The sequence below is a fragment of the Pseudomonas sp. B707 genome, from assembly GCF_022496685.1.
Taxonomy (GTDB): Bacteria; Pseudomonadota; Gammaproteobacteria; order Pseudomonadales; family Pseudomonadaceae; genus Aquipseudomonas; species Aquipseudomonas paraglycinae.
Genome location: NZ_WTVE01000036.1, coordinates 196472 through 222382, shown reverse-complemented (window position 1 = coordinate 222382; position 25911 = coordinate 196472). Strand labels below are relative to the sequence as shown.

Sequence of the window (25911 nt, the reverse complement as noted above, 5' to 3'; positions counted from 1 at the left end):
TCCTTAAAAATCCTTAAAGCTCGACGGGGGTGTCGGGGTGGTTGCCCCATTCGCCCCAGGAACCGGCGTAGCCCTTGACCCGCGGATAACCGAGGGCCTTGGCCACCAGATAAGTGAAACCGGACCGGTGATGGGTCTGGCAGTGGGTAATGATCTCTTTGTCCTTGGTGATCCCGAGGTTTTCGAGGATCTGCGGCATGTCGGTACGGATGCGCAGTTGGCGCGCCTGATCCATGCCTGCCGTCCATTCGAAATTGACCGCGCCGGGGATGTGCCCGCCCTTGGCCGCCAGGACCTTTTCGCCGGAATACTCCAGCGGGCCTCGAGCGTCCCAGATCGCCAGGTCAGCGGCGCCGAGACGGCTCTGCAGGTATTCGCGGGTGGCGGTGGGTTCCTCGTGCAGGGTCAGGGCAACCGGGCCGCCCGCCGCTGGAGGAATCTGGATCGACATCGGCGAGCCTTCCGCCAGCCACGCCGGCAGACCGCCGTCGAGGTAGTGGTATTTGTCATGGCCGATCACGTCGAGCAGCCAGATGAAGCGCCCGGCCCAGCCGCCGCCTTCGTCGTCATAGACCACGTAGACCGCGTCTTTGCGATGGCCGAGTTCACCGAACAGTTCTTCGAGTTTCTCTTTGCTCGGCAACAGGCCCGGAGCCGGCGCCTGACCCAGCTGGGTGCGTTTCGGATCAACAAAACGTGCGCCGGGAATGTGTCCCTCGGCGTAGCGGGCGGCACTGGTCAGATCCACCAGAATCAGATCGCGGGATTCGAGGCGCGGCAGCAGGTCGCTCGGCTCGATCACCAGGGCCAGGCCAGAGAAATCAGACATGTGAGGTCTCCAGAGCACAAAGGGGAAGGATTGTAGCTGTCATTGGCCGCGCTGGCTAAAACTGTGCAGGGCTTTCTCGATGCACTGCGCGGTTTTGCCGAAGGCTTGCACGGTGATGTCGGCGAACGGCCCGCCACCCTGGTCGGCGACCACGATCATGATCACCCGGCCGTTGTTCACCAGTGAACGCAGGAACAGGTGCTCGCCCCGGAAAAGCGTGCGCAGCGAGGGCGGCAGCAGGGCGGAAAACTGGGCATTGTTGTCCGGGGTGATCCGCACTTGCGCCTGCTGCGCGAGCAAGCGTTGCAGCACCGAACTCTGGCTGACAACGAAATTGAGCGCAGCGGCTTCCTTCGGCAACCCCGAGGTTTGATGGACGCGCAGATTGGCGTGGCTGCGGTCGGCCATCAGGATCATCACCCGGCGCATGCCGCTGGCGACCAGCGCGTCACGGGCGGCGACAGTCAGGCTCATGGCATTGGTGAAGCGGCTTGGCACGGCCAGCAGCTCGGCGCATTGCCGGCGCCACTGGGTCAGATCTTCAGCGGATGGCGCCGTAGCCGGCAGCATTCCGGCAGGCAGACGACGGGTGCCCCACGGCCAGAGCAGCGAAACCGCCGGGTGCCACAGATCCGGCATGGAATGATGGCGAGCGCTGACGGCGGCCTGTTGGTGCAACTGTTGTTGCACCTCGTCCATCGAGATTTGCAGATAGAGGCTGGTCAGGAATTGCCAGCGCTCGCTGTGCGGACTGTCCCAGGCCTGTTGCGCCGAGAGTGCCAGACCGTTGGCCAGTAACACGGTGTTGGCCGGCTGATTGAGCCAGCGACGCAGGGTCGGATCGTCGTCGAGGCGGTTTTGCTGGCGCAACGGATGATCCACATCGCGGGCAATGCGCAGGACCCTGACCAGTTCGCGCTGCTCGGTCAGCAGCAGCCGATAACCTTGTTGCACCCAGATCGGCAGACGCCAGGCTTCCACCAGCGCTTCGCCGATTTTCAGCAGGCGCACGCCGAACAGCTGCTTTTCCACGACGCGCGCTGATTCGCCCTTGTGGATAACCCGCACTTCCCACTCTTCAAGCAATTGGGGAAAGGTCAGTGCCAACGGCCACAGCGGCGACAGAAACAGCAGGCTGCCCCAATGGATGTCCTGCCACAAACGTGCGAGGCGGCTGGCGAAAAAGCCGTTGGCCTGTTGCGTGGCGTGCTGGCTGATCATCTGCAACTGGCGCAGGGCCTGGGGGATCTGTGCGGAAGGTTCGGCGGGCAGGCGCGCGAGCAGTTCTTCGGTGCGGCCAAGGCCGAGGCGATTGATCGCCACTTCGAGGTTTTCCGCCGGCGCAGTCATGTTGCCGTGGGTGTGGCGGTTGGCTTCGCGGATGATGCTCAGAGCCAGTGCCGGGCTGTCCTGCATCAGGTCGGCGATGTCGCGCAGCGAGCTGCGGTCATCGCGAATCGCCCGGCAGACCCGGTCATGGGCATCTTGCGGCACCGGCAGGCGAACGCTGTCGAGCAGCTTCACCCAGCCATCGAGTGTGGTCGGTTTTACGTGTGGGACGTTCGTTTCATTAGCCATGTCTGGACGAGATCTTCACTGACTGTAGACGCGCCCGGCATGGGCTAAATTGGCTTTTCGCCTGAACTGGCTATAGTCTGGCGCAGTTTTGCCGATAAGTAGAAGAAGAGATTTTTTAACTTCCGAATATGACCTTGAACCCGACTTAAACAAGTACCTTTCTACCTATGGCTAAAATTATCGGCATCATCGTCGTATTCGCGAGCGTGCTCGGCGGATACGTGCTCTCCCACGGCAAGATTGCCGCCCTGATCCAGCCTTTCGAGGTAATGATCATCGGTGGTGCTGCACTCGGTGCATTCCTGCAGGCCAACCCCGGCTACATGACGATGCACGTGCTCAAGAAATCCCTGAGCATGTTCAGTTCGCGTTTCAGCCACACGTTCTATCTGGAAGTGCTGGGCCTGATCTACGAGATCCTCAACAAGAGCCGCCGCGAAGGCATGATGGCCATCGAAGGCGACATCGAAGACGCCGCCGCGAGCCCGATCTTCGCCAAGTACCCGGCGGTGCTGAAAGACGAACGCATGACCGCGTTCATCTGCGATTACCTGCGCATCATGTCCTCCGGCAACATGGCTCCCCACGAGCTGGAAGGCCTGTTCGACATGGAACTGTACAGCCTGAAAGAAGACCTCGAGCATCCGTCCCACGCGGTGAACGGCATTGCCGACGCCATGCCGGGTTTCGGTATCGTCGCGGCGGTACTGGGTATCGTGGTGACCATGGCCTCCCTGGGTGAGGGCGATCAGAAGTCCATCGGTCTGCACGTGGGTGCGGCACTCGTGGGTACCTTCTTCGGTATTCTCGCGGCGTACGGTTTCTTCGGCCCGCTGGCGCACTCCCTGGCGCACGATGCCAAGGAAGAGCTGAACGTCTACGAAGCCATCAAGGCCTCGCTGGTGGCTTCGGCTTCCGGCATGCCGCCGTCGCTGGCTGTCGAGTTCGGTCGCAAGGTTCTGTACCCGGCTCACCGTCCAAGCTTTGCCGAGCTGGAACAAGCCGTTCGCGGTCGTTAAGTCATGGAAAATAACCAGCCGATAATCATCAAGCGCGTCAAGCGCATCGCCGGCGGGCATCACGGCGGGGCGTGGAAGATCGCCTTTGCCGACTTCGCGACGGCGATGATGGCGTTCTTCCTGGTGTTGTGGCTGCTGTCCACCGCGACCCCGGAACAGAAGATTGCCATCGCCGGTTACTTCAAGGACCCGGTCGGTTTCTCCGAGAGCGGCACGCCGTACATCATCGATCTGGGCGGCACGCCGACCCTGGCGCCGGAAAATACCCTCAACCCTGAAGTGAAGTCGCAGCCGCAACCGGACAAGGTCACGGTCGACACCGAACAGGTTGAAGGCATGGCCGAGCAGGTCGAGAAGGAACGCCTGGAACTGTTGCTGCAGGAACTGCAGAACAAGGTCGACGAGAACCCGCAACTGCAGAAGTTCAAGGATCAGATCCTGTTCGAGATCACGCCGAACGGCTTGCGCATCCAGATCATGGACGCCGAGAACCGACCGATGTTCGACTCCGGTTCTGCACGCCTGAAGCCGTACTTCGAAGACATCCTGCTGGCCATGGCCGACACCATCAAGGCGGTGCCGAACAAGATCAGCATCAGTGGTCACACCGATGCCAAGCCTTACGTGGGCAACGGCGATTTCGGCAACTGGGAGCTTTCGGCCAACCGTGCCAACGCCGCCCGGCGTGCATTGGTGGCAGGCAGTTATCCGGATGCTCAAGTGGCGCGGGTTGTTGGTTACGCCTCGTCGGCACTGTTCGACAAGGAGAACCCGTTCAACCCGGTCAACCGCCGCATCGACATCGTGGTGCTGACCAAAAAGGCCCAGGCGGCCATCGAAGGTTCGCAAGGTGCCGACCCGTCGAAACCGGCAGATCAAGGCCAGAACGGCGCGGCGCCGGCCACCCCGGTCGACCCGAACGCCTTGCCGGCAGATCAGCAGCCGGTGCCTGCACACGAGTTGCGCGAACGGCTGAACCTGTTCGACGACCCGCTGCCGAAACCGACCGAACCGGGCGCCGCGGCACCAGCCCCGGCGCCTGCTGCACCGGCTCCCGCGCCGAAGCAGTGACCCACAAAAAAGCCGACAGCGATGTCGGCTTTTTTGTGTCCGGTGGGAAGGCTGGTCACAGACGTATTCCCTGCGGCGCTCGGGCTGACTAAAACCCGCGTCGAATACGGTTTTTCAGCGCGTCATGAAACACTTCGGCGTTGTGTCGATTGGCGGTTCGGGTTGACTGATTTGCCGTGACCGAATCCAGGGTCATGGAACGCTTGACGTTTCCTTCGGTGCGGTAAGCATCGATGAAGAAATCCAGATCCCGATCGGTGCTCAGCTTCGGCCATTTGTCCAGGTAGTGCGGAAGCTCCGCCGGCCCGGTTCTGAACGAGCAGATTCGTCGGTGGCTGATGGTCGCCTCGCCGATTTCGAACGGCACCCACCACGACAGTGCGGTCTTTTCCGACACCACGGCCAGCAGGTGGCTGCACTCGGTGATGTTACGGGTGATGACACCCGTGATGTCGTCGGTGGTCTGGGATTCAGGATCCAGCACATCAAGGTAGGTCTTGATATTGGCCTGAACCAGGCGGCTGTTGATGGCAATCGCCTGAGCGCGATCGCCGTGGCGGTAGCTGATGAATACGGGCATCAGAAATGTCCTTTGAGCGCTAGCTCTCGGTAATAGGCGCCGAGTGCAGTGAGGCGGCAGCCGGTGGAGTGGAGGGCGGCGTAGTACATGTGCTCGGCGTCGACCGGTTCGATCAGGCTGTGGCGGTTGCACATCTGCAACTGTTTGAAGACATCGCCGTGATCGGGATCGAATGCCGCTTCGGTGGGTTCGTAGCTGGGATCGAGCCGGAAGACGAAGCTCGGCTCGGGAAACCAGTCCTTGAGCTTGCGCAGTGTTTCTTCGGCAATCAGCGGCGCGACTTCGCGCAGCGGTACAAATTGCGACACGTTGGTCTTGAACACCGGCCGCTGTTCCCATGCCCCCAGCGCATTGTCGACAAACGAATACACACTGCCCGGCGTGACCTTGCCCAATACATTGGCTGCGCCGCCGTGCAGGGCTTGCAACAGCAGATCGGTGAACACCCCGTGGCCACGGCTTTCCAGCGCCGATTGTTCTTTCTTGCAGGCCGTCAGGATGGTCATGCCTTCGCCGATCACGCTGCTGCCACCGCGCAGACTGCGCATGGCACCTGCTGCGCCGGCCTGGCAGCAATCCAGGATGATGATCTTGTTCTTGATGTGCGGTGCCTGATCGGCCCACGTCAGAATGTCGCTGATGCGAATGCCTTCGCCGCCGTGCCGGAAGTCCTGTGGAATCAGCAGTCCTTCGTCGATGCTGGTGTCGAACTGGCCATGGCCTGCGAAGTACAACAGCGCCACATCGCAGTCGCCGGAAAACAGCTCCCGGATCTGTTGCTTCATCGTGTCGAGTGTCAGGTTCTCCTCGGCTGAAGTCAGTACCTTGCTGCTGAAGTTCGGCCGCCCGTTGGCGTGGCGCTCCAGTACCGAGGCCATTGCCATGGCATCGTTGTTACAGCCGCTCAGTGGCGCGACGTGGGTGTAGTGGTTGATGCCGATAAACAGTCCCTTGCGCATGGTTACACCGCCGTGTGCAGGCGGATGGCCTTGATGATGCTCTGGGTGTTCCACGCACACTCGGCATGTGCGGCATTGCGTACAACGGTGGAAATCCGTTCGGCACCGAACGGTTTGATCGCGATGATCACCTTGCCCATGCGTCTGGCGATCTCGATTTCCTTGTTGATCCACTTGCTGTAGGTCGAATACATGCCGGCCATGATCAACACCGCCGAGCACGGCCGGATCTTGTTTTCGATCGCCTCTTCAAGCTGCTTGTCGGTGCGTGCACCCATGATCGGATTGTGCGGTGGCACGGAAAAGTTCTTGAAGCAGAAGTCGGGTTGAGCGCCGAGCAGGCGCACCAGATTGTCGTGGGCGTGCGGATGATTCCACGAGTGACTGATGAACAAATGATAGGTCTGCATGGGGTTCCTCGGAGATCGCAAAGGTGCGAAGGAAGAACCCAATTTAGGCTTATGGAAGGGCGCTACAAGGTCTGGGCGGGAAAAGAGAAATGTCCTGCAAACTGAAGTAATCAGGCTTACAGAAAGGGCTTGTGTTTAAGGTGAGGGTGGGAACGCCGGCAGGTTCCGACAACCGGCAGCCCTTGGGGAAGGGCCGCCGACAGGGCTGTTTAGTAGCCGTTTTCCGGCAAACTGGCGATGATCGAGCGGTAGCTGTTCATTCGCTGCTGCTGCACGCGGCCGTCTTCCAGGGCCTTGAGCAGTGCGCATCCCGGTTCGCGATCGTGCTTGCAGTCGCGGAAGCGGCAGGTGCCGAGCAGGTCGTTGAACTCGATGAAACCGGCTTCGACGTCGGCGCGGCTGACGTGGCCGAGGCCGAATTCACGGATGCCCGGGGAGTCGATCAGTTCGCCGCCGCCAGGGAAGTGGAACAGGCGCGCGGTGGTCGTGGTGTGCGTGCCCTGGCCGGACAGCTCGGACAGCGGGCCGACGCGGGTTTCGACTTCCGGCAGCAGGCTGTTGACCAGGGACGACTTGCCGACACCGGACTGGCCGACGAACACGCTGATGCGCCCGTCGAGCTGCTTCTGCAATTGCTCCATGCCGTTGCCGTGGTGCGCCGAGACTTCCAGCACCGGATAACCCAGCGTGCGATAGACCGCCAACAGGGCATTCAGCGCCGGGGCGTTCTGTTCGTCGATCAGGTCGAATTTGTTCAGCAGCAGCAACGGGCGGATGCCAGCGTGCTCGGCGGCGACCAGATAACGGTCGATCAGGTTCGCATGGGGCTCGGGCAGCGGGGCGAACACGATGACGATCATGTCGACGTTGGCGGCCACCGGTTTGAGCTGGCCACGGCTGTCCGGACGGCAGAGTTCGGTGGTGCGCGGCAGTTGCGCCACGATCACGCCGATGCCCTGGTTGCCGGCGCGCCATACTACCCGGTCGCCGGTGACCAGTGCCGGCAGGTTGGCCCGCAGGTGGCAGCGGAAGACCTGGCCGGCCAGCTCACCGTCAACGGCCTCGACCTCGACCTGCACCCCGAAGTGGGCGATCACCAGGCCGTGCTCTTCCGGGCCCAGGTCGCCGCCTTCGAGCGCCTCGACAGCCGAGGACTCGCGTTTGGCGGCGCGGGCGGCGCGCTCGCCCTGAATCTTTTCGATGCGCCAGTTTTGACGACGATTGAGTTGGCGTTTGGCCATGGGTGTTCCGTCTGAAGAATGCAGCGATTAGGTAAAACGGCCGCGAGTTTAGCACGCCCGGCAGGCTGCCTAGGCTAAACTGCGCAGCATTGCTCAGGAGCCGAAATATGCAAAACCCGCAGAATCTGATCTGGATCGACCTGGAAATGACCGGTCTCGATCCGGAAAACGACGTGATCATCGAAATGGCCACCATCGTCACCGACAGTGACCTGAACACCTTGGCCGAAGGCCCGGTGATCGCCATCCACCACAGCGACGAAGTCCTCGCCCGCATGGATGAGTGGAACACCCGCACTCACGGCAACTCCGGCCTGACCCAGCGCGTGCGTGAAAGCCGCGTGAGCATGGCCGAGGCTGAAGCCGAAACCATCGCCTTCCTGGAGAAGTGGGTGCCGAAGGGCAAGTCGCCGATCTGTGGCAACAGCATCTGCCAGGATCGTCGCTTCCTTTATACCCACATGAAGTCGCTGGAAAGCTACTTCCACTACCGCAACCTCGACGTCTCCACACTCAAGGAACTGGCCGCGCGCTGGGCGCCGGACGTGCGCGACGGCTTCAAGAAGGGCAGCACCCACCTGGCGCTGGATGACATCCGCGAGTCCATCGCCGAGCTGCAGCATTACCGCAAGCATTTCATCAAGTTCTGAGATCGGCACCCACGCCGAGGCGCCCTCTTTTGGTGCCTCGGTGAAGTGAGTAGACTGCGCGCCTTCCTGCCAGGATCGCCACCATGTTGCTGATGCTCTATCTCGTCGCCATTACTGCCGAAGCCATGACCGGCGCCCTGTCTGCGGGCCGTCGCGGCATGGACTGGTTCGGCGTGGTGCTGATCGCCTGCGTCACGGCATTGGGTGGTGGTTCGGTGCGCGACGTGCTGCTCGGGCATTACCCGCTGACCTGGGTCAAACACCCGGAATATCTGATACTGACCACAGTCGCGGCGATGATCACCGTGTTCACGGCTCGCTGGATGCGCCATCTGCGCTCGCTGTTTCTCGTGCTCGACGCGGTCGGTCTGGTGGCGTTCACCCTGATCGGCTGCATGACCGCCCTGGAAATGGGCCACGGCATGCTGGTGGCCTCGGTCAGCGGTGTGATCACCGGCGTGTTCGGCGGCATCCTGCGCGATATCTTCTGCAACGACATCCCGCTGATCTTCCGCCGTGAGCTGTACGCCAGCGTCTCGTTCGCTGCGGCCTGGTGCTACATGCTGTGTCTGTTCCTGAACGTGCCGGGCGAGCAGGCGATTCTGATCACGCTGTTTGGTGGCTTCCTGTTGCGCCTGCTGGCGATTCGTTTTCATTGGGAAATGCCGAAGTTCGTTTATAACGACGAACATTGAGACCTTGCGCAAATGAATTCGTAGCTGTTCTGCCAGCGAATGATTTTTTCGCTATCTGTGTTGTCGAGTGCGGCTGCTTTACGTTCTTCGTGGTTTTTTTCTTTCGAACTTACATTTCATGATGAATGTATCTCGGAGGTAATGTGGCCGGGTTTTTCAAATTGCTGATTCTGCTTTCATTTTAGCTACAGGTTCTTACATTTAAATTTTTGCCGGTTTGTGGTTGCATGTTATTCATGTCTCACTTCGCGTTTGCTTTGCGAGGTATGGAATGACGTCAAACACAAGGAGTAAAAATATGAGTGAGCTTAACGAAGTATCAGGAAGCCAGTTGATCCATCCTGAAAGGCTGGACAATATCGACTTGAAGGTGAAGTTCGACTCTTCGTCATTAACGCGAAGTAAAGTGCTGTACGGCAACGGCCGTATGCAAGTAAAGGTTCAGGTGCTGGTATCGGGTTATGATGGAAACGGGGATCGCATTCTGGTTCCAGCAGAAGTCATGAATACGGTTGAACTTATTCACTACAACACCGGGAGAACCTTGCGCGATGGCTGGAGTGCCAGTACCGAACAAGGTCGATTTACGCTGGAAGCGCCGGTGATACAGGATGCAGCACAACCCTCTGACGATGAGCCGGATGATGGTATGCACCCGCAAGTGCGCACATTCTGGGTATCGTCCTCGGGTAGCGGCACGACGCAAATCGCGGCAAGTGTTTCTTTGAACGGGGCAACTATCCGAAGCAATGGAACCGGTCTTTCCGGTTTTCAGGACAGCAGTGTCACTCTGGACGCTCAGGTGCCGGTTACCTACTCGGTAGAACAGTTTCGCTGGACTTCGAACAGACGAGGCAATGAGGAGCCGGGAAACCGGATCTGGAACTACTATCTCGGACTTGTTTATCAGGGACAGCAGATCAAACTGGTGGACTGGGTTTCTTCGAAAGGTACGGATGATGTCAAGTTTGCCTATGGCAACTGGATATATGCGTCGAAAACCAACTATTTGAAGGGGATTCTGGTAAGGCCGAATAAAACTGATGTCACTGTTGCGCTACCTGTTAATGACAATACCTTTGTAAATTATATATTTCGAGATCACGCTCTGGATTCTTCGGCAAAGATCAAAGAGTATGTCGTCAGAGTCAATGATCGTCACGGCGAGTTGACCGTCGTGCAAGCACTTTCCGAGTTCGCATATACGGCGGCCGAATCCAGTGCGGATGGCGTGTTTCCCTTTGTCGCAATCGACCAGTATGGCACGGAGCACAAGTTGGCCATTCGGACCAACTCTGAAAAGCGTGAGTTCTTTCTGGAACGGGGATGAGTCTGCGGCGAGGTGCATTCACTACTTGAGTTCTTTTCGTCGAAAAGGATCCGACCTTGCCAATTAAATATACAGCGGTGCCGACGCCTTTATAGATTGGAGGTGCGCGTGGCAGCGCGCGCTTGGTTTTCTGATATCGCCCGATTTGTTGCTACGGTTAATTTAGCCGTTTTCTCGCAGTTTTAAATGATTGCGGGAAAACGGTTTTTTATTGTGCGTAATTAAATGTCCGTTTGTTGAAGAGGGTATTGAGCAGTTCAGAGTCGGAAGTGAGTTTATCGTTGTTTCATTGTGTGTGATTACATGTTGTCACTGGTTGTCTGTTTTATTTGTTTTTGGAGCGTGTATCAATGAGTTGGCGTGAATGCTATTCAAGCTTCGCGATAACTTTTTTGTTTAAGGGGTTTGATATGTCTGAAGAAGGTTTGATTATCCAGCGTATTGAAGTGAAGTTCGATTCTTCGGCGGCCATTCGCCATAAAGCACTTTATGCCAACGGTCGCATGCAGATTCGGGTGTTGGTGCTGATTTCTGGTGAAGATGCGCAAGGCAACGCTGTTTCGCTCCATGGCCACTCTGCTCTGGAGACACTTCGGTTGATTGACTATAACTCCGCCGCACCGCTGACAGGTGACTGGACAGCGAGCTCCCGGGAGAATCATTTTGCCCACGACATTAAGGGGGGGCACGCACGGGTCTCGCCATTGGTGCCTGCCGCCGGCAATCGATTGTCCGACCCTTCGGAGGTCGTCCAGGTTTTTGAGTACTGGGTTTCCAGCAGTCGCTCGGGGTCGATGCAGATTGCTGCCGAGGTCATCCTGGATGGCGAAAGGTATCGAAGCAACGGCCAGGACGGACGCGACAGCAGTATCACCTTGGAGGCCATCTCACCCAGGCAATATCCGATCGCCAATTTCATGCTGGCCAGGACAAGGGTGCTGGATCGGCCAGGTCTGTTTGAAAGGATGGAGCAGCACAGTCTGACCTTAAACGCAGAAGGTCGTCTGATTCATTTGCTCGAATGGTCCAGCGGGACGGTACAGCAGGAAACCGAATATGCAAGCGAGTTTTTCTATTCCGGCGATGCAACAAAAGTGTCGGCCGGTTTGAGAAGTTATATCGGTTACATTGGTCCTGCTTTCAGCGATCAGGTGACCGCGCGCACGCCGAGTGGCTTTCGGACGTTGCGTCAGGATCCCGGTACGATCTCGATAATCACCCATATAACAGCAGAACTCCAAAGTAAGGTGATACGCCGGGAGTTTCTGGATCTAAATGTCTACGACGAGTATGGCACCGAACATCGGATACGTATAAACCCGGATATTGCAAATCGGTCATTCACATTAAGTTGAAATGCATTTTTCAATTTGACGCTCTCTTGGCGTTGCTCTGCAATCTTCTTGCGCAAACAGTTTGTCGCAAATAAATGACAGGATGTTAGTTATGAGTAACCACTCTCCGGAGTCCGTGCATTCGAATGCATTCAATTTTGGTGATTTTGTAGCCGGCGGGGTCGATCCCAGAACCGGCGTTTATACCTGTTCGTTATCCCTTGGGTCTATTCAGTCCGTCGACCTTAACGGCCCTTCATTCAATCTTGCGCTGAATTTCAATCCGTTGAATTCGCGCAATGCCGGTTATGGCGCTGGCTGGTCCTTGTCGATCACCCATTATGACTTGCGCAGTAAGGTTATGACGTTCTCCAGCGGCGAGCGCTACAAAGCTGTCGAGTCGCGGGGAGCCTTGCATTTCAAGGAAATGAAGCTGGAAAGCGCCAAGGTTCTGAAAACTGCTGATGGACGATACGAGATCCGATACAAGGATGGTCGACGTGAAGTGCTCAGGGTCCATGGGGCGACCAACATCGCGGTTCCCGAGACGATATTCGCAGCCAATGGCGTGAGTATTTCCCTGAAGTACAGGACGTTCAATGAGCAGCCGATGCTGATCGAGATCAGCGACTTCCAAAGAACGTTGCTCAAGATCGCCCGCAAAGACACAAGGGTGATTCTGACCCGGCATCCGGAGACGCCCTCCAGCGCTGAGTTTGCTCTGACGCTCAGAAACGATCAGGTCAACGCCATCGATTTGCCGGAAGGTGGGGGCTGGAAGCTGCAGTACGCAGACGGTTATCTGACCCGAGTTGAATCGCCCCTGGGTGCCGTGGAAAACATTCGCTACAAGGAAGTCGGCCATCTATTTCCGACCGTCGAGGGTGATCAAAGCCTGCCTTGCGTCATTGCCCACGATATTTACGCCAGATACGGGCAACCGAAGGTCAGCAAGATCTACACCTATTCGGACCATAATTACCTTGGGCACGGCGTTGCAGCGGATCCCCAGGACGATGGCGATCCTCTTTTCCGCGCCGTGGGGGGCTATCAGTACTCCAGCGAAGAGCGGCTGATTGTCGGGAACAAAGTCCACACCCGTATCAAGCGAACCTACAACAAGTTCCATTTGTTGATCTCCGAGGTGACCACTTGCGGTAATGCGCAAACAACAGTTGCAACGCGGTACTACTGTGACGTGAGACTGCCTTTCACCCAGCAGCCCGCGCAGTTCCGGATGCCTGAAGTCCAGACCCTGACTTACGAGGACCTGACGACAAAAGAGAAGCGTTCCGAGGCCTCTGTCACTGAATACGATGCCATCGGCAACCTGCTCAAACAGGTCGGGGCGGACGGGGTGACAACGCGATTTGAATACTATCCGGCGACCCAGACACCGGATTGTCCAGCGGATCCGCTGGAGTTTGTCCGCTTCCTGAAGCAAAAAACCGTGGCTCCCGCGACGGGTGGCGGTGCGTCCATCGTCACGCGTTATCGCTATGCCTTGCTCTCCGTGCTCAAGGGCGGGACGCTGGCCAGTGTGGTGCCTGTCGAGGAAAAATCTTTCGAGTGGGTCGCAGATCGCGAAGTTCTTCGTTCGACCCTTGCGCTGACTTATCTGGAAACACCGGACAACCCTCTTACACATGGCCTCCTGGAGCAGCAGAAGGTCACTCGTAACGGCACGACGACTTGTATCAAGCATGCCTACACGACCGACGATTTCTCCCTGCGGCTGAAGACAACCTTGCAGGGGTTCGACGGTACAGCGAGTTCGACCGAGCAAACGCTTTCCACCCTGAGTGGTTTGACGCTGTCCGAGCGCGATGCTGACGACAGTGTGGTTACATTCGAATACGACAAGCTTGGACGTCGCGTACGCAAGACGCTTGTCTCTGGCACGACGAATGTTGCTTCGTATCAATGGCGTCACGAAACGGCCAAGGTAGACGTGCCGGCCACGGTGGTTCTGACCGATCCGTCGGGAGGCATGCAAAAAGTTACCTATGACGCGTTGGGGAGGGTCATAGGCGTTGAAGAAAAGGATTGCGACAACCCGGATCCGGCAGGCTCATTTCCGATGCGAGCGGTCTATGCCGCGCTCCATGATGGGGTCGGACGACTGACTGAGCAGACCCGCACCGACTGGTGGGACGGTGTTGCACGTCCTGTGAAATCGCAGGTGTTTTACGACAACTGGGGTCAGATCAAGGAGACTCGCCATGCCGACGGGCGAGTCGAGTATAACGAGTTCGACCCGGTGGCTCGCCAGCAGAAGTGCTGGCAGCAAGGCCTGGGTAAAACTGTCACTGTCTTCAATGCCTTCGGCAAGCCGGACAGCCTTGAAGTCTTCGACCTCAAGGCGCAAAGCCTTGGCAAAACCGTCTTTGAGTACGACGGATTGGGTCGAACGATCTGTCAAACCGACCCCGCCGGGAACAGGACCGGTTATGAGTACGATGCGTACGATCGACTGTTTCGCAGTGTTTTGCCGGACGGGCATGCGGTGCAGACCGATTTTGCCGTCCACAGCACCGAGGTTTTGCCGGTCGCGATCAGAGTCGCCGGGAAACTGTTGGGGCAGCAAGTCTTCGATGGTTTGAATCGGCTGACCGAGCTTTCGGTGGGCGGGCGCAAGTCAGTTGCAGTTTATCCGGCCGGCAAGACTCAGCCCACATCGCACACGAGTGCGGCAGGGGAAACGACCGAGTTTGTTTATTCATCGGGTCCGGGTGGCGCCTTGACTGAGCGCAAAGCGCTAACAGGAGGCGGAGGGCTTACCCGTTTCACCTACGATGAACGAAACGGCAGAATGGAAAGTTGCGTCGAGCAAGGACGTGAGAATCTGTTCGAGTACTTTCCGTCCGGGCGTCTGAAGTCGGAAACAACCCGCTTTGACGGGCAGCGCCGGACGACCTCCCATACCTACTCGCTGGCGGGGCGCCCTCTGGAACACGTGGACGTGTCGGGCACGCGGCACAAAACCGAGTACGACATCTGGGGGCGCGAAACCTTGCACAGGCAAGGCCCGATAGAAACTCGATACTTCTATGGCAAGGCTGGTTTGCTTGAGCGGATCGAAACCCGGGATACCCTGTCCGGGCATCATATCCTCACGCATCTGACCTACGATGATATCGGTCGTGAGCTGACCCGCCGTTTTGAAGTCAACGGGTTACCCTCTCAAACGCTGAGCTCCAGTTACACCGTGACGGGCAAGCTGGCGCAGAAGGTTCTCAAACGCGGCTTCATGGTGTTGCGCGATGAGCGGTTTTCTTACGATGCACGCGGTCGACTCATCCAGTACGACTGTGAAGGGATCCAGCGACCGCGGGACCCTTATGGCAAGGAAATTATCCAGCAAACATTCACGTTCGATGCGCTGGATAACATTCTCTCCTTGCAAACCACGTTCCCTCTGGGTGTCAACGTGACGACGTTCAGTTTCAGCGAACAGGATCCGGCCCAGTTGGTCGGGGTTCAACATTCTCATGCCGACTATCCGGCACCGGTCACCCTGGAATACGACGCCAACGGCCGGATGATCAAGGACGATAAGGGCCGTACTCTGGCCTACGACACGTTTGGCCGCCTGACTCAGGTTATCGATTCACGTGGGGAGGTCCTGCGTGGTTACCGATACGACGGCTTCGATCGGCTGGTCGAGCTGTCGCAATCCGGAAAGTCGGCGGTGCAGCGCTTCTATCACCACAACAAAATGAGCAACGAAGTCAGTGGTCCTGAATCACGCAGTGTCGTGCGACACGGCCGTCTGATATTGGGACAGCAGCAACTGGGAGCGGATGCGGGTATCCGGCTTTTCGGGGCTGACCAGCAGCAGAGCGTGCTGAGTCGCTCGCATGGCGAACAATCGCTCGACAGCGCCTACAGTCCCTACGGGCATCGGCCTGTCGAGGGAGGCCTGTTCAGTCAGGCGGGTTTCAATGGCGAGCAACTGGATGAAGTCACCGGTCTGTATCTGCTGGGCAATGGTTACCGGGCCTACAGCCCGACACTGATGCGCTTCATCAGCCCGGACAGCCTGAGTCCGTTCGATGCAGGCGGCTTGAATGCTTACGCGTATTGCCTTGGCGATCCGGTTAACCGAGTGGATCCTACGGGGCATGTTTCCTGGCAGTCGATTGCCGGGGTTGCGCTAGCAGCACTGGGGACTGCGGTGAGTTTTCTGACGCTGGGAGCGGCCTCGCCACTCGGTGTGCTGGCCATCGGGCTGGGAGTCGCCTCGGGTGTTACCGCTATCGCCAGCGAGCTGGCTCATGAACTGGCCCCGGATTCTTCGGCGGGTGACGTCCTTGGCTACATCAGTCTGGGACTTGGGTTGGCATCCCTTGGCGCCGGCCTGGCGGGTCAGGCTATCAAAGGTGCCAGCAGGTTGGCGGGGGCTTTCAAGTCAGGGTTGAGCACTAATCCTCGCGAGGCCGCCAGAGCCATGGCGAGTGGAATGGGGGGGCGAAGCACTTCGGGAACGAGCGCAGGTCCACGAAAATGGACATACAAGACACAGGGCTTCAGAGGGACGGTAGATGGTCAAAAAACAGGAAGAGGCGCCATTCCCGGCTTTGAAGACCTTGATGACATTTCAAGGGATAAATTCTTCCGTTTCAAGGATGCAATCAAGGACGGAGGAAAGTCTCCAAGCGAAGCTGCAAATGGTCTTGGGGGCAAGACTTATTACAATGAGATGGTCCCTTTCAAGTCTCCCAACCCGCGTCAGCTCCGCGACCCAGGTTACTTCAATGACACGGGTTACACGGAAATCAGGCTTAACCAGGCCACACGTCTGTTTTTCTTTGCGAACCATGACACCCGGACGGTAACCATGCATGCGTTTGGTCATACCGTTCGAGGCGCTTGATGGGCCTGGCGTGCCATGGCCGGGAGGGCAGCGCCCACTCGTGCTTTTGCCGGATACACTCTGAGGAATGATCCGGTCGCGCCTTCGGTGGTTCCAAGAGGAATCGCTGAAGGCGCCTTTTCTCTTTAATTTACTGATCAGGCAATCAACGCGCCTCCAGGCTGCAGTGTGAGCATGCAGGCTCATGCGGTAGACATATGTACGACAGTGCGCAGCAAGCACGGCGGTATGATGGTTTTTCGAGGGCCAGACAATTCAGGTTTGGCTGACTGACCTGCGCGTTCGATACGGTTCGCTTAGCACTCCGTTATCAGTGCAACCCAATCTCAAGGATGAGAGTTTCATGGCTGACAAATCACCCAGGATCAAACCTGGCTCCAGCAAAATAAATGACTCTGCTGCCGATGGTTCTCATCGTGTGCCCAGAGGGGATTCTCCCCTCTCAGCCCTGCCGCATCGCCCGGATCCGCGACCGTCTCTTTTCCTGCCGGATCCTGTCACGACGGCGCAGATAACCAATCCCAGGCCGAGCGTGGAGCTTTTCGCGATCAATGAAGTAGCGGGAGTTGCCTCGCCCACTTCTTTCGCGGACTACCGGGTGCCCGCCCGAAAAAATCTCGGCGAGGTCGATGCGCAGGGCGTTCGGGAGTTCAAGCAGCGCCAGTATGTGGCTGTTTCCGACGATCATTTCGTACAAGTGGTTCGGGATACCGAAAGCGGCCTTTTTCGCGCGACGGTCGCCAGAGAACTCAAGGCTTCCGGTCCGCTGATGGAGCCGGACGCCGAGGGCAGGTACTGGCACCCTATAGCATCAGGGAACCCGTTGGATCGAGGCGATGCCCCGTCGGGGCTGGCGCGCAATGTAGATGAGCGTCTGGCAGCGTTGTTTCCGACCATGGCCCAGGATGCTCGGACTTCCATGCACCGCGAGCGATTGACGGGTGATCCGCTGCTGGCAGTGGCCCGGCTGGAAGCGGAATACTTCACTCTGTTGAAGGATCTTGGCGCGTGGGCCGGGCAGGTGCCGTCCCGGCACCCGGTCACGGGGTTGCCCCTGACAAGTACCGAGATTGGCGTGCAGAGAACAAGCCGAGAGCGTTTTGCACAGGAACTTCAGGACAATTGGTCCCGGAAGGCAACCAGCGCCAATCCGTATTCGCCATCGACGCTGGATTACGATCTCGATGTACTTGGCAGCCTGCCTCGTTTGTCGGCGGATTTCAGCCATGTTCGCGAGTTGAGTCTGACCAGCACTGCCCCGTTGGAAGACAGCGCCTTTCTCGCGAGTTTTCCGGGTGTGCGGTATCTCACCCTGTCGGGCTTTGCCCTGAAATCGTTTCCCGTTGAGGTTTACCAGATGAGGGAACTGGTGACGCTGACCTTGGACAACTGTGACATACGGCTCACCGAAGCCAGCGTCGAAGGCCTCGCCCACATCGAACAACTGACGCTGCTGGACTTGAGCAACAACCCGCTCGGGCTGTCGCCCGACCTCAGATTCATGAGGCGCCTGGACAGTCTTTATCTCTCGGATACGGGGCTGAACGAGGTGCCTGTCGGGCTATTTGAAAGCGAAAGCCTGGCATTTGCCGATCTGCGCAATAACGAAATTGAACACTTGCCAGACGAACTTTTTGAGGTGCCGGATATTCAACAGGTCAATTTTAACTTTCGAAACAATCCGCTGGATGAGGCCACTCTGCAGCGAGTCAGTGCCTATATCGAGGCCGCTGGCCTGGATAGGAGAGTCCTGATTCAAGTTGATGGAGAAAACCAGATACAACCGCAGATTTTAGACTTCGAAGGTGAGGACAGTGGTGTGGAGAGTTCGTGAGTGAGGGCATCACGTACTTTCATCGAGATGCTGGCGCAACGCCCACTCCACATGTTCTCTAACCAACTCTGACGGATGATCCCGTCGCGCCTTCAATGCTTCCAGCACCGGAATCGTTGAAGGCGCGTTGCCCAATCCCACCGCCAGATTGCGCAGCCAACGCTCGTAACCCGCGCGGCGCAACGGCGAACCCTCGGTGCTGCTGAGGAATTTGTCTTCATCCCACAAGAACAGCTCGGCCAGTTCGGCATTGTCCAGATTGTGCCGTGGCTTGAAATCGCTTTCGCCGGACGGGCGGGCGAAGCGGTTCCACGGGCAGCAGATCTGGCAATCGTCGCAGCCGAACACCCGGTTGCCGATCAGCGGTCGCAGGTCTTCGGGGATGGCGTTTTTCAGTTCGATGGTCAGGTAGGAAATGCAGCGTCGCGCGTCCAGCACATACGGGCCGACGAAGGCGTTGGTCGGGCAGATGTCGAGGCACGCGGTGCAGCGTCCGCAGTGTTCGGTGCTGTGGGGTTCATCCACCGGCAGGGGCAGGTCGACGAACAGCTCACTGAGAAAGAAGTAACTGCCGGCCTTGCGGTTCAGCACCAGGGTGTTTTTACCGATCCAGCCCAGCCCGGCCTGTTCGGCGATGGCCTTTTCCAGCACCGGCGCACTGTCGACGAAGGCGCGGAAGCCGAACGGGCCGATCTCGGATTGAATCCTGTCCGCCAGTTGTTGAACGCGTTTACGGATCAACTTGTGATAATCACGGCCCAAGGCATAACGCGAGATGTAGGCCTTTTCCGGTTTTGCCAGCAATTGCGCCATTTGCGTGTCGCCCGGCAGGTAGTCCATGCGCAGTGAGACTACGCGCAAGGTGCCCGGCACCAGCTCTTCGGGGTGCGAGCGTTTGCTGCCGTGGGCGCCCATGTAATCCATTTCGCCGTGGTAGCCGGCCTCGAGCCAGCGTTGCAGGTGCTGCTCATGCTCGGCCAGATCCAGACCGCTGATGCCGACTTGCTGGAAGCCCAGCTCGCGGCCCCAGTCCTTGATGGATTGGGCGAGGGCAGGCAGATCTGTGGTGATGGCGGACATGAGGCGAGAGAAACCGGAGCTGAGGTGCGTATAATTCTGCCAGACATCGGAGCCCGAAGACGCATGCCGCACACTAAAGATCAATTACCCGACGCGCTGTACCGTGCCGCGCAGGTGCGCGAACTCGACGCACGGCTGATCGCCGCCGGCACGCCGGGCTTCGAATTGATGCAGCGTGCCGCCCATGCCACCTGGCGCGCACTGGTACGCCAATGGCCGGCCGCGAATGAATTGACGGTGCTGGCCGGGCACGGCAACAACGCCGGCGATGGTTATCTGGTGGCGGCGCTGGCCCACCGTGCGGGTTGGCAGGTCCAGGTGCTGGCTGTCGGCGAGCCGCAACGTCTAAAGGGCGATGCCGCCGTGGCGCACGCCGAAGCCGTGGCTGACGGCGTTTCGATTGCAGCATGGGATCTGTCCTGCGAGTTGCGCGGTATCGTCGTTGACGCGTTGCTCGGCACCGGCCTGAGCGGCGACGTGCGTGAGCCCTATGCCGCTGCGATCGCGGCGATCAATGCCAGCAGACTGCCGGTGGTGGCGGTCGATATTCCTTCCGGATTGTGCGCCGACACTGGTCATGCGCTGGGTGATGCGGTGCGCGCTGACCTCACCGTGACTTTCATCGGCCTGAAGCTCGGGCTGTTCACGGGCGCGGCGGCGGATCACGTCGGCGAACTGCTGTTTAACGATCTGCAGGCCTCGGCCGAAAACTTCACTGACATTCCAGCCGCCGCTCAACGTCTCAACGCGATTAACCTGCCGCGTCTGGCGGCCCGTACGCCGGCGGCGCACAAGGGGCGTTTTGGCCATGTGCTGCTGATCGGCGGCGATCACGGTTTTGGCGGAGCAATTCTGTTGAGCACCGAAAGTGCGTTGCGCAGCGGGGCCGGGATGGTTTCGCTGGCGACCCGTCCGGAACATGTGCCGGCGGCGTTGAGCCGGGTGCCGGAAGCCATGGTGCTGGGCACTTCTTCGGCCAATCAATTGATGGGGCTGCTGGAAAGGGTGTCCATGCTGGTGGTCGGGCCGGGGCTTGGGCAGGCGAGTTGGGGGCGGGCGCTGTTGTCGGCCGCTGCCAATGCCTCGCTGCCGCAGGTGTGGGATGCCGATGCACTGAACCTGCTGGCCTCCGGTTTTGTCAGTCTGCCCAAGGATTGCGTGATCACGCCGCATCCGGGAGAGGCGGCGCGGCTGCTGGGGATCAGCACTGCCGAGGTGCAGGCCGATCGTCCGGCGGCGGCGCTGGCGTTGAGCGAAAAATATACAGCGGTGGTGGTGCTCAAAGGCGCAGGCAGTCTGATTGCTCATCCCGATGGTCGTCTGGCGCTGTGTCATCAAGGCCATCCGGCCATGGCTACTGCCGGTCTTGGCGATGTATTGGCCGGTCTGGTCGGCGCGCTGCTTGCCCAAGGTATGAATGCGTTCGACGCGGCTTGTCTGGCGGTCTGGCTGCACGCCAACGCTGGGGCGCAACAAGGTAAATTCGGCCGTGGGCTGGCGGCCAGTGATCTGATTCCAGCCATTCGTCAGTTGTTGGAGGAGCATGCACCGTGTCTGAAGTAACCCTGTACCTGGCCGATGAACAGGCCATGAGCGACTTTGGCGCACGCATCGCCCGTATCACCCAGGGCCATGGTCTGATCTTTCTCGAAGGCAACCTCGGGATGGGCAAAACCACGCTGTCGCGGGGCATCATTCGCGGTCTGGGGCACGTGGGGGCTGTGAAAAGTCCGACCTTCACGTTGGTCGAGCCCTACGAGATCGGTGACGTCCGGGCGTTTCACTTCGACCTGTATCGCCTGGTCGATCCGGAAGAGCTGGAGTTTCTCGGGATTCGCGACTATTTCGAAGACGACGCCCTGTGCCTGATCGAATGGCCCGATAAAGGTGCAGGCTTTTTGCCAAAGCCTGACCTGACCATTACCATTAGCCCGCAAGACAGCGGACGTTCGCTGACCATTTTATCCCAGGGCTCGCGCGGCGAGGCCTGGTGTGCCGCTTTGGCATTGGAAACCAATTGAATGATGGGGTTAGGTATGCGCTTTCGCGCGTTGGTGGCTGCCGCTGGACTGATGTTGATGGCAGTAACCGTCAACGCTGTGGCCGAGACGAAGGTCAACAGCGTGCGCCTGTGGCGGGCGCCGGACAACACGCGACTGGTGTTCGACCTGACAGGCCCGGTGCAACACAGCGTCTTCACGCTGACCGCGCCGGATCGTCTGGTGATCGACATCAACGGCGCCACCCTCGGCGCGCCGCTGAATGTGCAGACCGCCAATACGCCGATCACCGCCATGCGCTCGGCCCAACGTACGCCGACCGACCTGCGGGTGGTCATCGACCTGAAAAAAGCCGTCACCCCGAAAAGTTTCTCGCTGGCGCCGAATGCGCAATATGGCAACCGTCTGGTGGTCGATCTGTTCGACAACCCGGCTGACGCCGCACCACCTCCGACACCTGCGCCGACCCCAACGGTTGCGACCGTGCCTGCGGTGCCGGTCACCCCGGCCGAGCCTGCGATCAAACTGCCACCGGCCCCGGCCGGCAAGCGCGACATCATTGTGGTGATCGACGCCGGCCACGGTGGCGAAGACCCGGGTGCGTCCGGTTCTCGCGGTCAGCGCGAGAAAGACGTGGTACTGCAGATCGCCCGCGAGTTGCAGCGTCAGGTCAACGGCATGAAAGGCTTCCGCGCCGAACTGACCCGTACCGGCGACTACTTCATCCCGCTGCGCGGCCGTACCGAGATTGCTCGCAAGAAGGGCGCAGACCTGTTCGTCTCGATCCACGCCGACGCCGCGCCGTCTGCGGCCGCGTTCGGTGCGTCGGTGTTCGCCCTGTCCGACCGTGGCGCCACTTCGGAAACCGCCCGTTGGCTGGCCGACAGCGAAAACCGTTCCGACCTGATCGGCGGTGCCGGCAACGTCAGTCTCGATGACAAGGACCGGATGCTGGCCGGCGTTCTGCTCGACCTGTCGATGACCGCCTCGCTGACCTCCAGCCTCAACGTCGGCCAGAAAGTCCTGACCAACATTGGCCGGGTCACCCCGCTGCACAAACAGCGCGTGGAACAGGCCGGGTTCATGGTGCTGAAATCGCCGGACATCCCGTCGATCCTGGTGGAAACCGGCTTCATCTCCAACGCCAACGAAGCAAACAAACTCTCGGCAGCGAGCCACCAGCAGGCGCTGGCGCGTTCGATCAGCAGCGGCGTGCGTCAGTTCTTCCAGCAGAATCCGCCACCGGGCACTTACATCGCCTGGCTGCGTGATTCGGGCAAGATTGCTCAGGGGCCGCGTGATCACCGGGTAGGTCCGGGTGAAACCGTGGCGATGATTGCCGTGCGTTACCAGATTTCGCCGGCCACGTTGCGCAGCGCCAACAATCTGAAAAGCGATGATCTGAAAGTCGGTCAGCACCTGACCATTCCCGGCACCGAACTGGCGTCCAAAGAATGAATCAGGTCCTGAACGCTGCGCGCATCGAACTGCTCAGCCCGCGGCTGGCGAACCAGATCGCCGCCGGTGAGGTGGTCGAACGCCCGGCCTCGGTGATCAAGGAGCTGCTGGAAAACAGCCTCGACTCCGGCGCCAAACGTATCGACGTCGATGTTGAACAGGGCGGCGTCAAACTGCTGCGTGTGCGTGACGACGGCAGCGGTATTTCCGCCGATGACCTGCCGCTGGCCCTGGCGCGTCACGCCACCAGCAAGATCCGCAACCTGGAAGATCTTGAGCAAGTAATGAGCCTGGGTTTCCGGGGCGAGGCTTTGGCATCGATCAGCTCCGTGGCGCGCCTGACCCTGACCTCGCGCACTCGCGATGCCGATCAGGCCTGGCAGGTCGAGACCGAAGGCCGCGACATGGCGCCCCGCGTGCAGCCGGCGGCGCATCCGGTCGGCACGTCGGTGGAAGTCCGTGACCTGTTCTTCAACACCCCGGCGCGACGCAAATTCCTCAAGACTGAAAAAACCGAATTCGATCACCTGCAAGAAGTGATCAAGCGTCTGGCGCTGGCGCGTTTCGACGTGGCGTTCCATCTGCGTCACAACGGCAAGACCATCCTCAGCCTGCACGAAGCCCACGATGACGCGGCGCGCGCACGGCGTGTGGCGGCGATCTGCGGTTCGGGCTTCCTTGAGCAGGCGTTGCCGATCGAGATCGAGCGCAATGGCCTGCATTTGTGGGGTTGGGTCGGTCTGCCGACCTTCAACCGCAGTCAGGCGGACTTGCAGTATTTCTTCGTCAACGGCCGTGCGGTGCGCGACAAACTGGTGGCCCACGCGGTGCGTCAGGCTTATCGCGATGTGCTGTTCAATGGCCGGCACCCGACGTTCGCGCTGTTTTTCGAGGTCGACCCGGCAGCAGTAGACGTCAACGTACACCCGACCAAACACGAAGTGCGCTTCCGTGACGGGCGCATGGTGCATGACTTCCTTTATGGCACCTTGCACCGTGCCCTCGGCGATGTGCGGCCGGAAGATCAGCTTGCCGGTTCGGTCACCACCGCGATCGTCCGGCCAACCGGCCTTGAAGCCGGTGAGTTCGGTCCGCAGGGCGAAATGCGTCTGGCGGCCAATGCGCTGCTGGAGCAACCGCAGGCGCAACCGGCGTTCAATACCTCGTCGGGTGCCAGCGCTGGCGGGGCTTATCAGTATCAATACACGCCGCGTCCGCAATCGAGCGTGCCGGTAGCCGAGGCCCAGGCCGCGTACCGCGAGTTTTTTGCGCCGCTGCCCGAGGCCAACGCCAATGCATTGCCAGCCGGTCAGGAAGACATTCCGCCGCTGGGCTATGCGCTGGCGCAGCTCAAGGGCATCTACATTCTGTCCGAGAACGCCCAAGGCCTGGTTTTGGTGGACATGCACGCCGCTCACGAGCGGATCATGTACGAGCGTCTGAAGATCGCCATGGCCAGCGAAGGCCTTAGCGGTCAGCCTTTGCTGGTGCCGGAATCCCTGGCGGTCAGTCAGCGCGAGGCCGATTGCGCCGAAGAACATGCGGCGTGGTTCCAGCGCCTCGGTTTTGAATTGCAGCGCCTTGGCCCGGAAACCCTGGCCATCCGGCAGATTCCGGCCCTGCTCAAGCAGGCCGAAGCCAACCGTCTGGTGGGTGATGTGCTGTCGGACTTGATGGAATACGGCACCAGCGACCGGATCCAGGCACATCTGAACGAATTGCTCGGCACCATGGCCTGCCACGGCGCGATCCGCGCCAACCGGCGCCTGGCCCTGCCGGAAATGAACGGCCTGCTGCGTGATATGGAGAACACCGAGCGCAGCGGTCAATGCAACCATGGCCGACCGACCTGGACCCAACTGGGCCTGGACGATCTGGACAAACTGTTCCTGCGCGGTCGTTGATGAGCCAGCTTCCTCCAGCGATTTTCCTGATGGGCCCGACCGCTGCGGGCAAGACCGATCTGGCCATCGAGCTGACCAAGGTACTGCCGTGCGAGCTGATCAGCGTCGATTCGGCGCTGGTCTATCGCGGCATGGACATCGGCACCGCCAAACCGTCCAAAGAACTGCTGGCCGAGTTTCCGCACCGGTTGATCGACATTCTCGACCCGGCCGAAGCCTATTCGGCAGCGGATTTCCGCCGCGATGCGCTCCAGGCCATGGCCGAGATCACCGCACGCGGAAAAATTCCGCTGCTGGTGGGCGGCACGATGCTCTATTACAAGGCTTTGATCGAAGGTCTGGCGGACATGCCGGCGGCCGATCCCGAGGTTCGCGCGCAAATCGAAGAAGAGGCTGCACGCCTTGGCTGGCAGGCCCTGCACGATCAACTGGCGGTCATCGATCCGGAGTCTGCGGCACGCATTCATCCGAACGATCCACAACGACTGAGTCGTGCGCTGGAAGTTTACCGGGTCAGCGGTCAGAGCATGACTGAACTGCGGCTGAAACAATCTGTACAAAGTACCGAAGCGGCCGCATCGGGACTGCAACAATTGCCCTATACTGTCGCGAACCTGGCGATTGCTCCAACTAATCGGCAGGTACTGCACGAGCGCATTAAACAAAGATTCACAAATATGCTGGAACAGGGATTCATCGACGAGGTCGTAGCCCTGCGTAATAGAAGTGACCTGCATGCCGGGTTGCCGTCTATACGTGCGGTAGGCTACCGCCAGGTCTGGGACTTCCTGGATGGCAAGCTGACGTCGGCCGAGATGCAGGAGCGGGGCATCATCGCCACGCGCCAATTGGCCAAACGCCAGTTCACCTGGCTGCGCAGCTGGAAAGATTTACACTGGCTCGACAGTCTGGATTGCGACAATCTGCCACGCGCCTTGAAATACCTTGGGACGATCTCCATATTGAGCTGAGTCCTTGCAATTGCCGTCTATCCTTGGGGGTGTGGCGGCAAAAGCCATCTGTTTACCTATTTTTTATATTGAATCCTTAAAGGAGTGCGGCA

The 25911-nt window shown here is 59.3% G+C and carries 20 protein-coding genes; 13 read left to right on the top strand and 7 right to left on the bottom strand.

Translation table 11 applies throughout. The features are described from left to right. Positions 1 to 13: 13 nt before the first annotated feature. Both GQX66_RS28220 and GQX66_RS28215 read right to left on the bottom strand, forming a co-directional pair. The gene (locus GQX66_RS28220; RefSeq protein ID WP_064379082.1) at positions 14 to 829 is read right to left on the bottom strand and encodes a rhodanese-like domain-containing protein; all 816 of its coding nucleotides are present in this window, start codon (positions 827 to 829) and stop codon (positions 14 to 16) included. Between the two features lie 39 nt (positions 830 to 868). Then, entirely contained in the window at positions 869 to 2407 is a 1539-nt protein-coding gene (locus GQX66_RS28215) for an HDOD domain-containing protein (RefSeq protein WP_240872106.1), read from the bottom strand. Positions 2408 to 2574: 167 nt separating this feature from the next. Here GQX66_RS28215 and motA point away from each other — a divergent pair, with 167 nt between their 5' ends. Together motA and motB are read left to right on the top strand one after the other, a co-directional pair. Next, positions 2575 to 3426 (top strand): flagellar motor stator protein MotA, encoded by an 852-nt coding sequence (motA, locus tag GQX66_RS28210; protein WP_007952169.1) that lies wholly within the window; start codon positions 2575 to 2577, stop codon positions 3424 to 3426. Between the two features lie 3 nt (positions 3427 to 3429). Continuing rightward, a complete protein-coding gene (motB, locus tag GQX66_RS28205; RefSeq protein WP_102686790.1) occupies positions 3430 to 4497 on the top strand; it encodes a flagellar motor protein MotB in 1068 nt (355 codons plus the stop codon). Positions 4498 to 4585: 88 nt separating this feature from the next. Here the strand turns inward: motB and GQX66_RS28200 are convergent, their stop codons facing one another. From GQX66_RS28200 to rsgA, 4 genes are all read right to left on the bottom strand, one after another. Next, positions 4586 to 5077, bottom strand: coding sequence for a toll/interleukin-1 receptor domain-containing protein (locus GQX66_RS28200; protein WP_085685200.1), 492 nt, complete (start codon positions 5075 to 5077; stop codon positions 4586 to 4588). Continuing rightward, a complete protein-coding gene (locus GQX66_RS28195) occupies positions 5077 to 6036 on the bottom strand; it encodes a caspase family protein (RefSeq protein WP_102686788.1) in 960 nt (319 codons plus the stop codon). The genes GQX66_RS28200 and GQX66_RS28195 overlap by 1 nt, the downstream gene beginning before the upstream one ends. A 2-nt stretch (positions 6037 to 6038) precedes the next feature. Then, positions 6039 to 6446, bottom strand: coding sequence for a TIR domain-containing protein (locus GQX66_RS28190; protein WP_064379087.1), 408 nt, complete (start codon positions 6444 to 6446; stop codon positions 6039 to 6041). A gap of 209 nt (positions 6447 to 6655) precedes the next feature. Next, positions 6656 to 7687 carry a small ribosomal subunit biogenesis GTPase RsgA gene (gene rsgA / locus GQX66_RS28185; RefSeq protein ID WP_240872105.1) on the bottom strand — a complete coding sequence of 344 codons (1032 nt, stop codon included), beginning with the start codon at positions 7685 to 7687 and terminating at the stop codon, positions 6656 to 6658. A gap of 107 nt (positions 7688 to 7794) precedes the next feature. Here rsgA and orn point away from each other — a divergent pair, with 107 nt between their 5' ends. The 6 genes from orn to GQX66_RS28155 all read left to right on the top strand — a co-directional run bounded on the left by orn (position 7795) and on the right by GQX66_RS28155 (position 18406). Beyond that, on the top strand, positions 7795 to 8337 hold the full coding sequence (gene orn, locus GQX66_RS28180; protein ID WP_240872104.1) for an oligoribonuclease: 543 nt from the start codon (positions 7795 to 7797) through the stop codon (positions 8335 to 8337). An 83-nt stretch (positions 8338 to 8420) separates the two neighbouring features. Then, positions 8421 to 9032, top strand: coding sequence for a trimeric intracellular cation channel family protein (locus tag GQX66_RS28175; protein WP_102716963.1), 612 nt, complete (start codon positions 8421 to 8423; stop codon positions 9030 to 9032). 298 nt (positions 9033 to 9330) lie between these two features. After that, positions 9331 to 10362, top strand: a complete 1032-nt coding sequence (locus GQX66_RS28170) for a hypothetical protein (protein ID WP_240872103.1) — start codon at positions 9331 to 9333, stop codon at positions 10360 to 10362. A 410-nt stretch (positions 10363 to 10772) separates the two neighbouring features. Then, positions 10773 to 11717 carry a hypothetical protein gene (locus GQX66_RS28165; RefSeq protein WP_146023251.1) on the top strand — a complete coding sequence of 315 codons (945 nt, stop codon included), beginning with the start codon at positions 10773 to 10775 and terminating at the stop codon, positions 11715 to 11717. Between the two features lie 91 nt (positions 11718 to 11808). Next, positions 11809 to 16572, top strand: a complete 4764-nt coding sequence (locus tag GQX66_RS28160; protein ID WP_240872102.1) for an RHS repeat-associated core domain-containing protein — start codon at positions 11809 to 11811, stop codon at positions 16570 to 16572. 343 nt (positions 16573 to 16915) lie between these two features. Next, entirely contained in the window at positions 16916 to 18406 is a 1491-nt protein-coding gene (locus GQX66_RS28155) for a leucine-rich repeat domain-containing protein (protein ID WP_085746502.1), read from the top strand. Between the two features lie 9 nt (positions 18407 to 18415). Here the strand turns inward: GQX66_RS28155 and queG are convergent, their stop codons facing one another. After that, complete coding sequence (queG, locus tag GQX66_RS28150; protein ID WP_085746503.1) at positions 18416 to 19486, bottom strand: tRNA epoxyqueuosine(34) reductase QueG; 1071 nt, start codon at positions 19484 to 19486, stop codon at positions 18416 to 18418. 63 nt (positions 19487 to 19549) lie between these two features. Between queG and GQX66_RS28145 the strand changes: the two genes are divergently transcribed. The 5 genes from GQX66_RS28145 to miaA are packed head-to-tail and all read left to right on the top strand — an operon-like array spanning position 19550 to position 25819. Next, positions 19550 to 21049, top strand: a complete 1500-nt coding sequence (locus GQX66_RS28145) for an NAD(P)H-hydrate dehydratase (protein WP_240872101.1) — start codon at positions 19550 to 19552, stop codon at positions 21047 to 21049. Continuing rightward, positions 21037 to 21507 carry a tRNA (adenosine(37)-N6)-threonylcarbamoyltransferase complex ATPase subunit type 1 TsaE gene (gene tsaE / locus GQX66_RS28140; protein ID WP_007950729.1) on the top strand — a complete coding sequence of 157 codons (471 nt, stop codon included), beginning with the start codon at positions 21037 to 21039 and terminating at the stop codon, positions 21505 to 21507. The genes GQX66_RS28145 and tsaE overlap by 13 nt, the downstream gene beginning before the upstream one ends. Continuing rightward, complete coding sequence (locus tag GQX66_RS28135) at positions 21508 to 22944, top strand: N-acetylmuramoyl-L-alanine amidase (RefSeq protein WP_085746505.1); 1437 nt, start codon at positions 21508 to 21510, stop codon at positions 22942 to 22944. Next, a complete protein-coding gene (mutL, locus tag GQX66_RS28130) occupies positions 22941 to 24848 on the top strand; it encodes a DNA mismatch repair endonuclease MutL (RefSeq protein ID WP_085746506.1) in 1908 nt (635 codons plus the stop codon). The genes GQX66_RS28135 and mutL overlap by 4 nt, the downstream gene beginning before the upstream one ends. Further along, positions 24848 to 25819: a tRNA (adenosine(37)-N6)-dimethylallyltransferase MiaA gene (gene miaA / locus GQX66_RS28125; RefSeq protein ID WP_085746507.1), complete on the top strand. Its 972-nt coding sequence runs from the start codon at positions 24848 to 24850 to the stop codon at positions 25817 to 25819. Before mutL ends, miaA begins: the two co-directional genes overlap by 1 nt. The last annotated feature ends 92 nt before the right edge of the window (positions 25820 to 25911 follow it).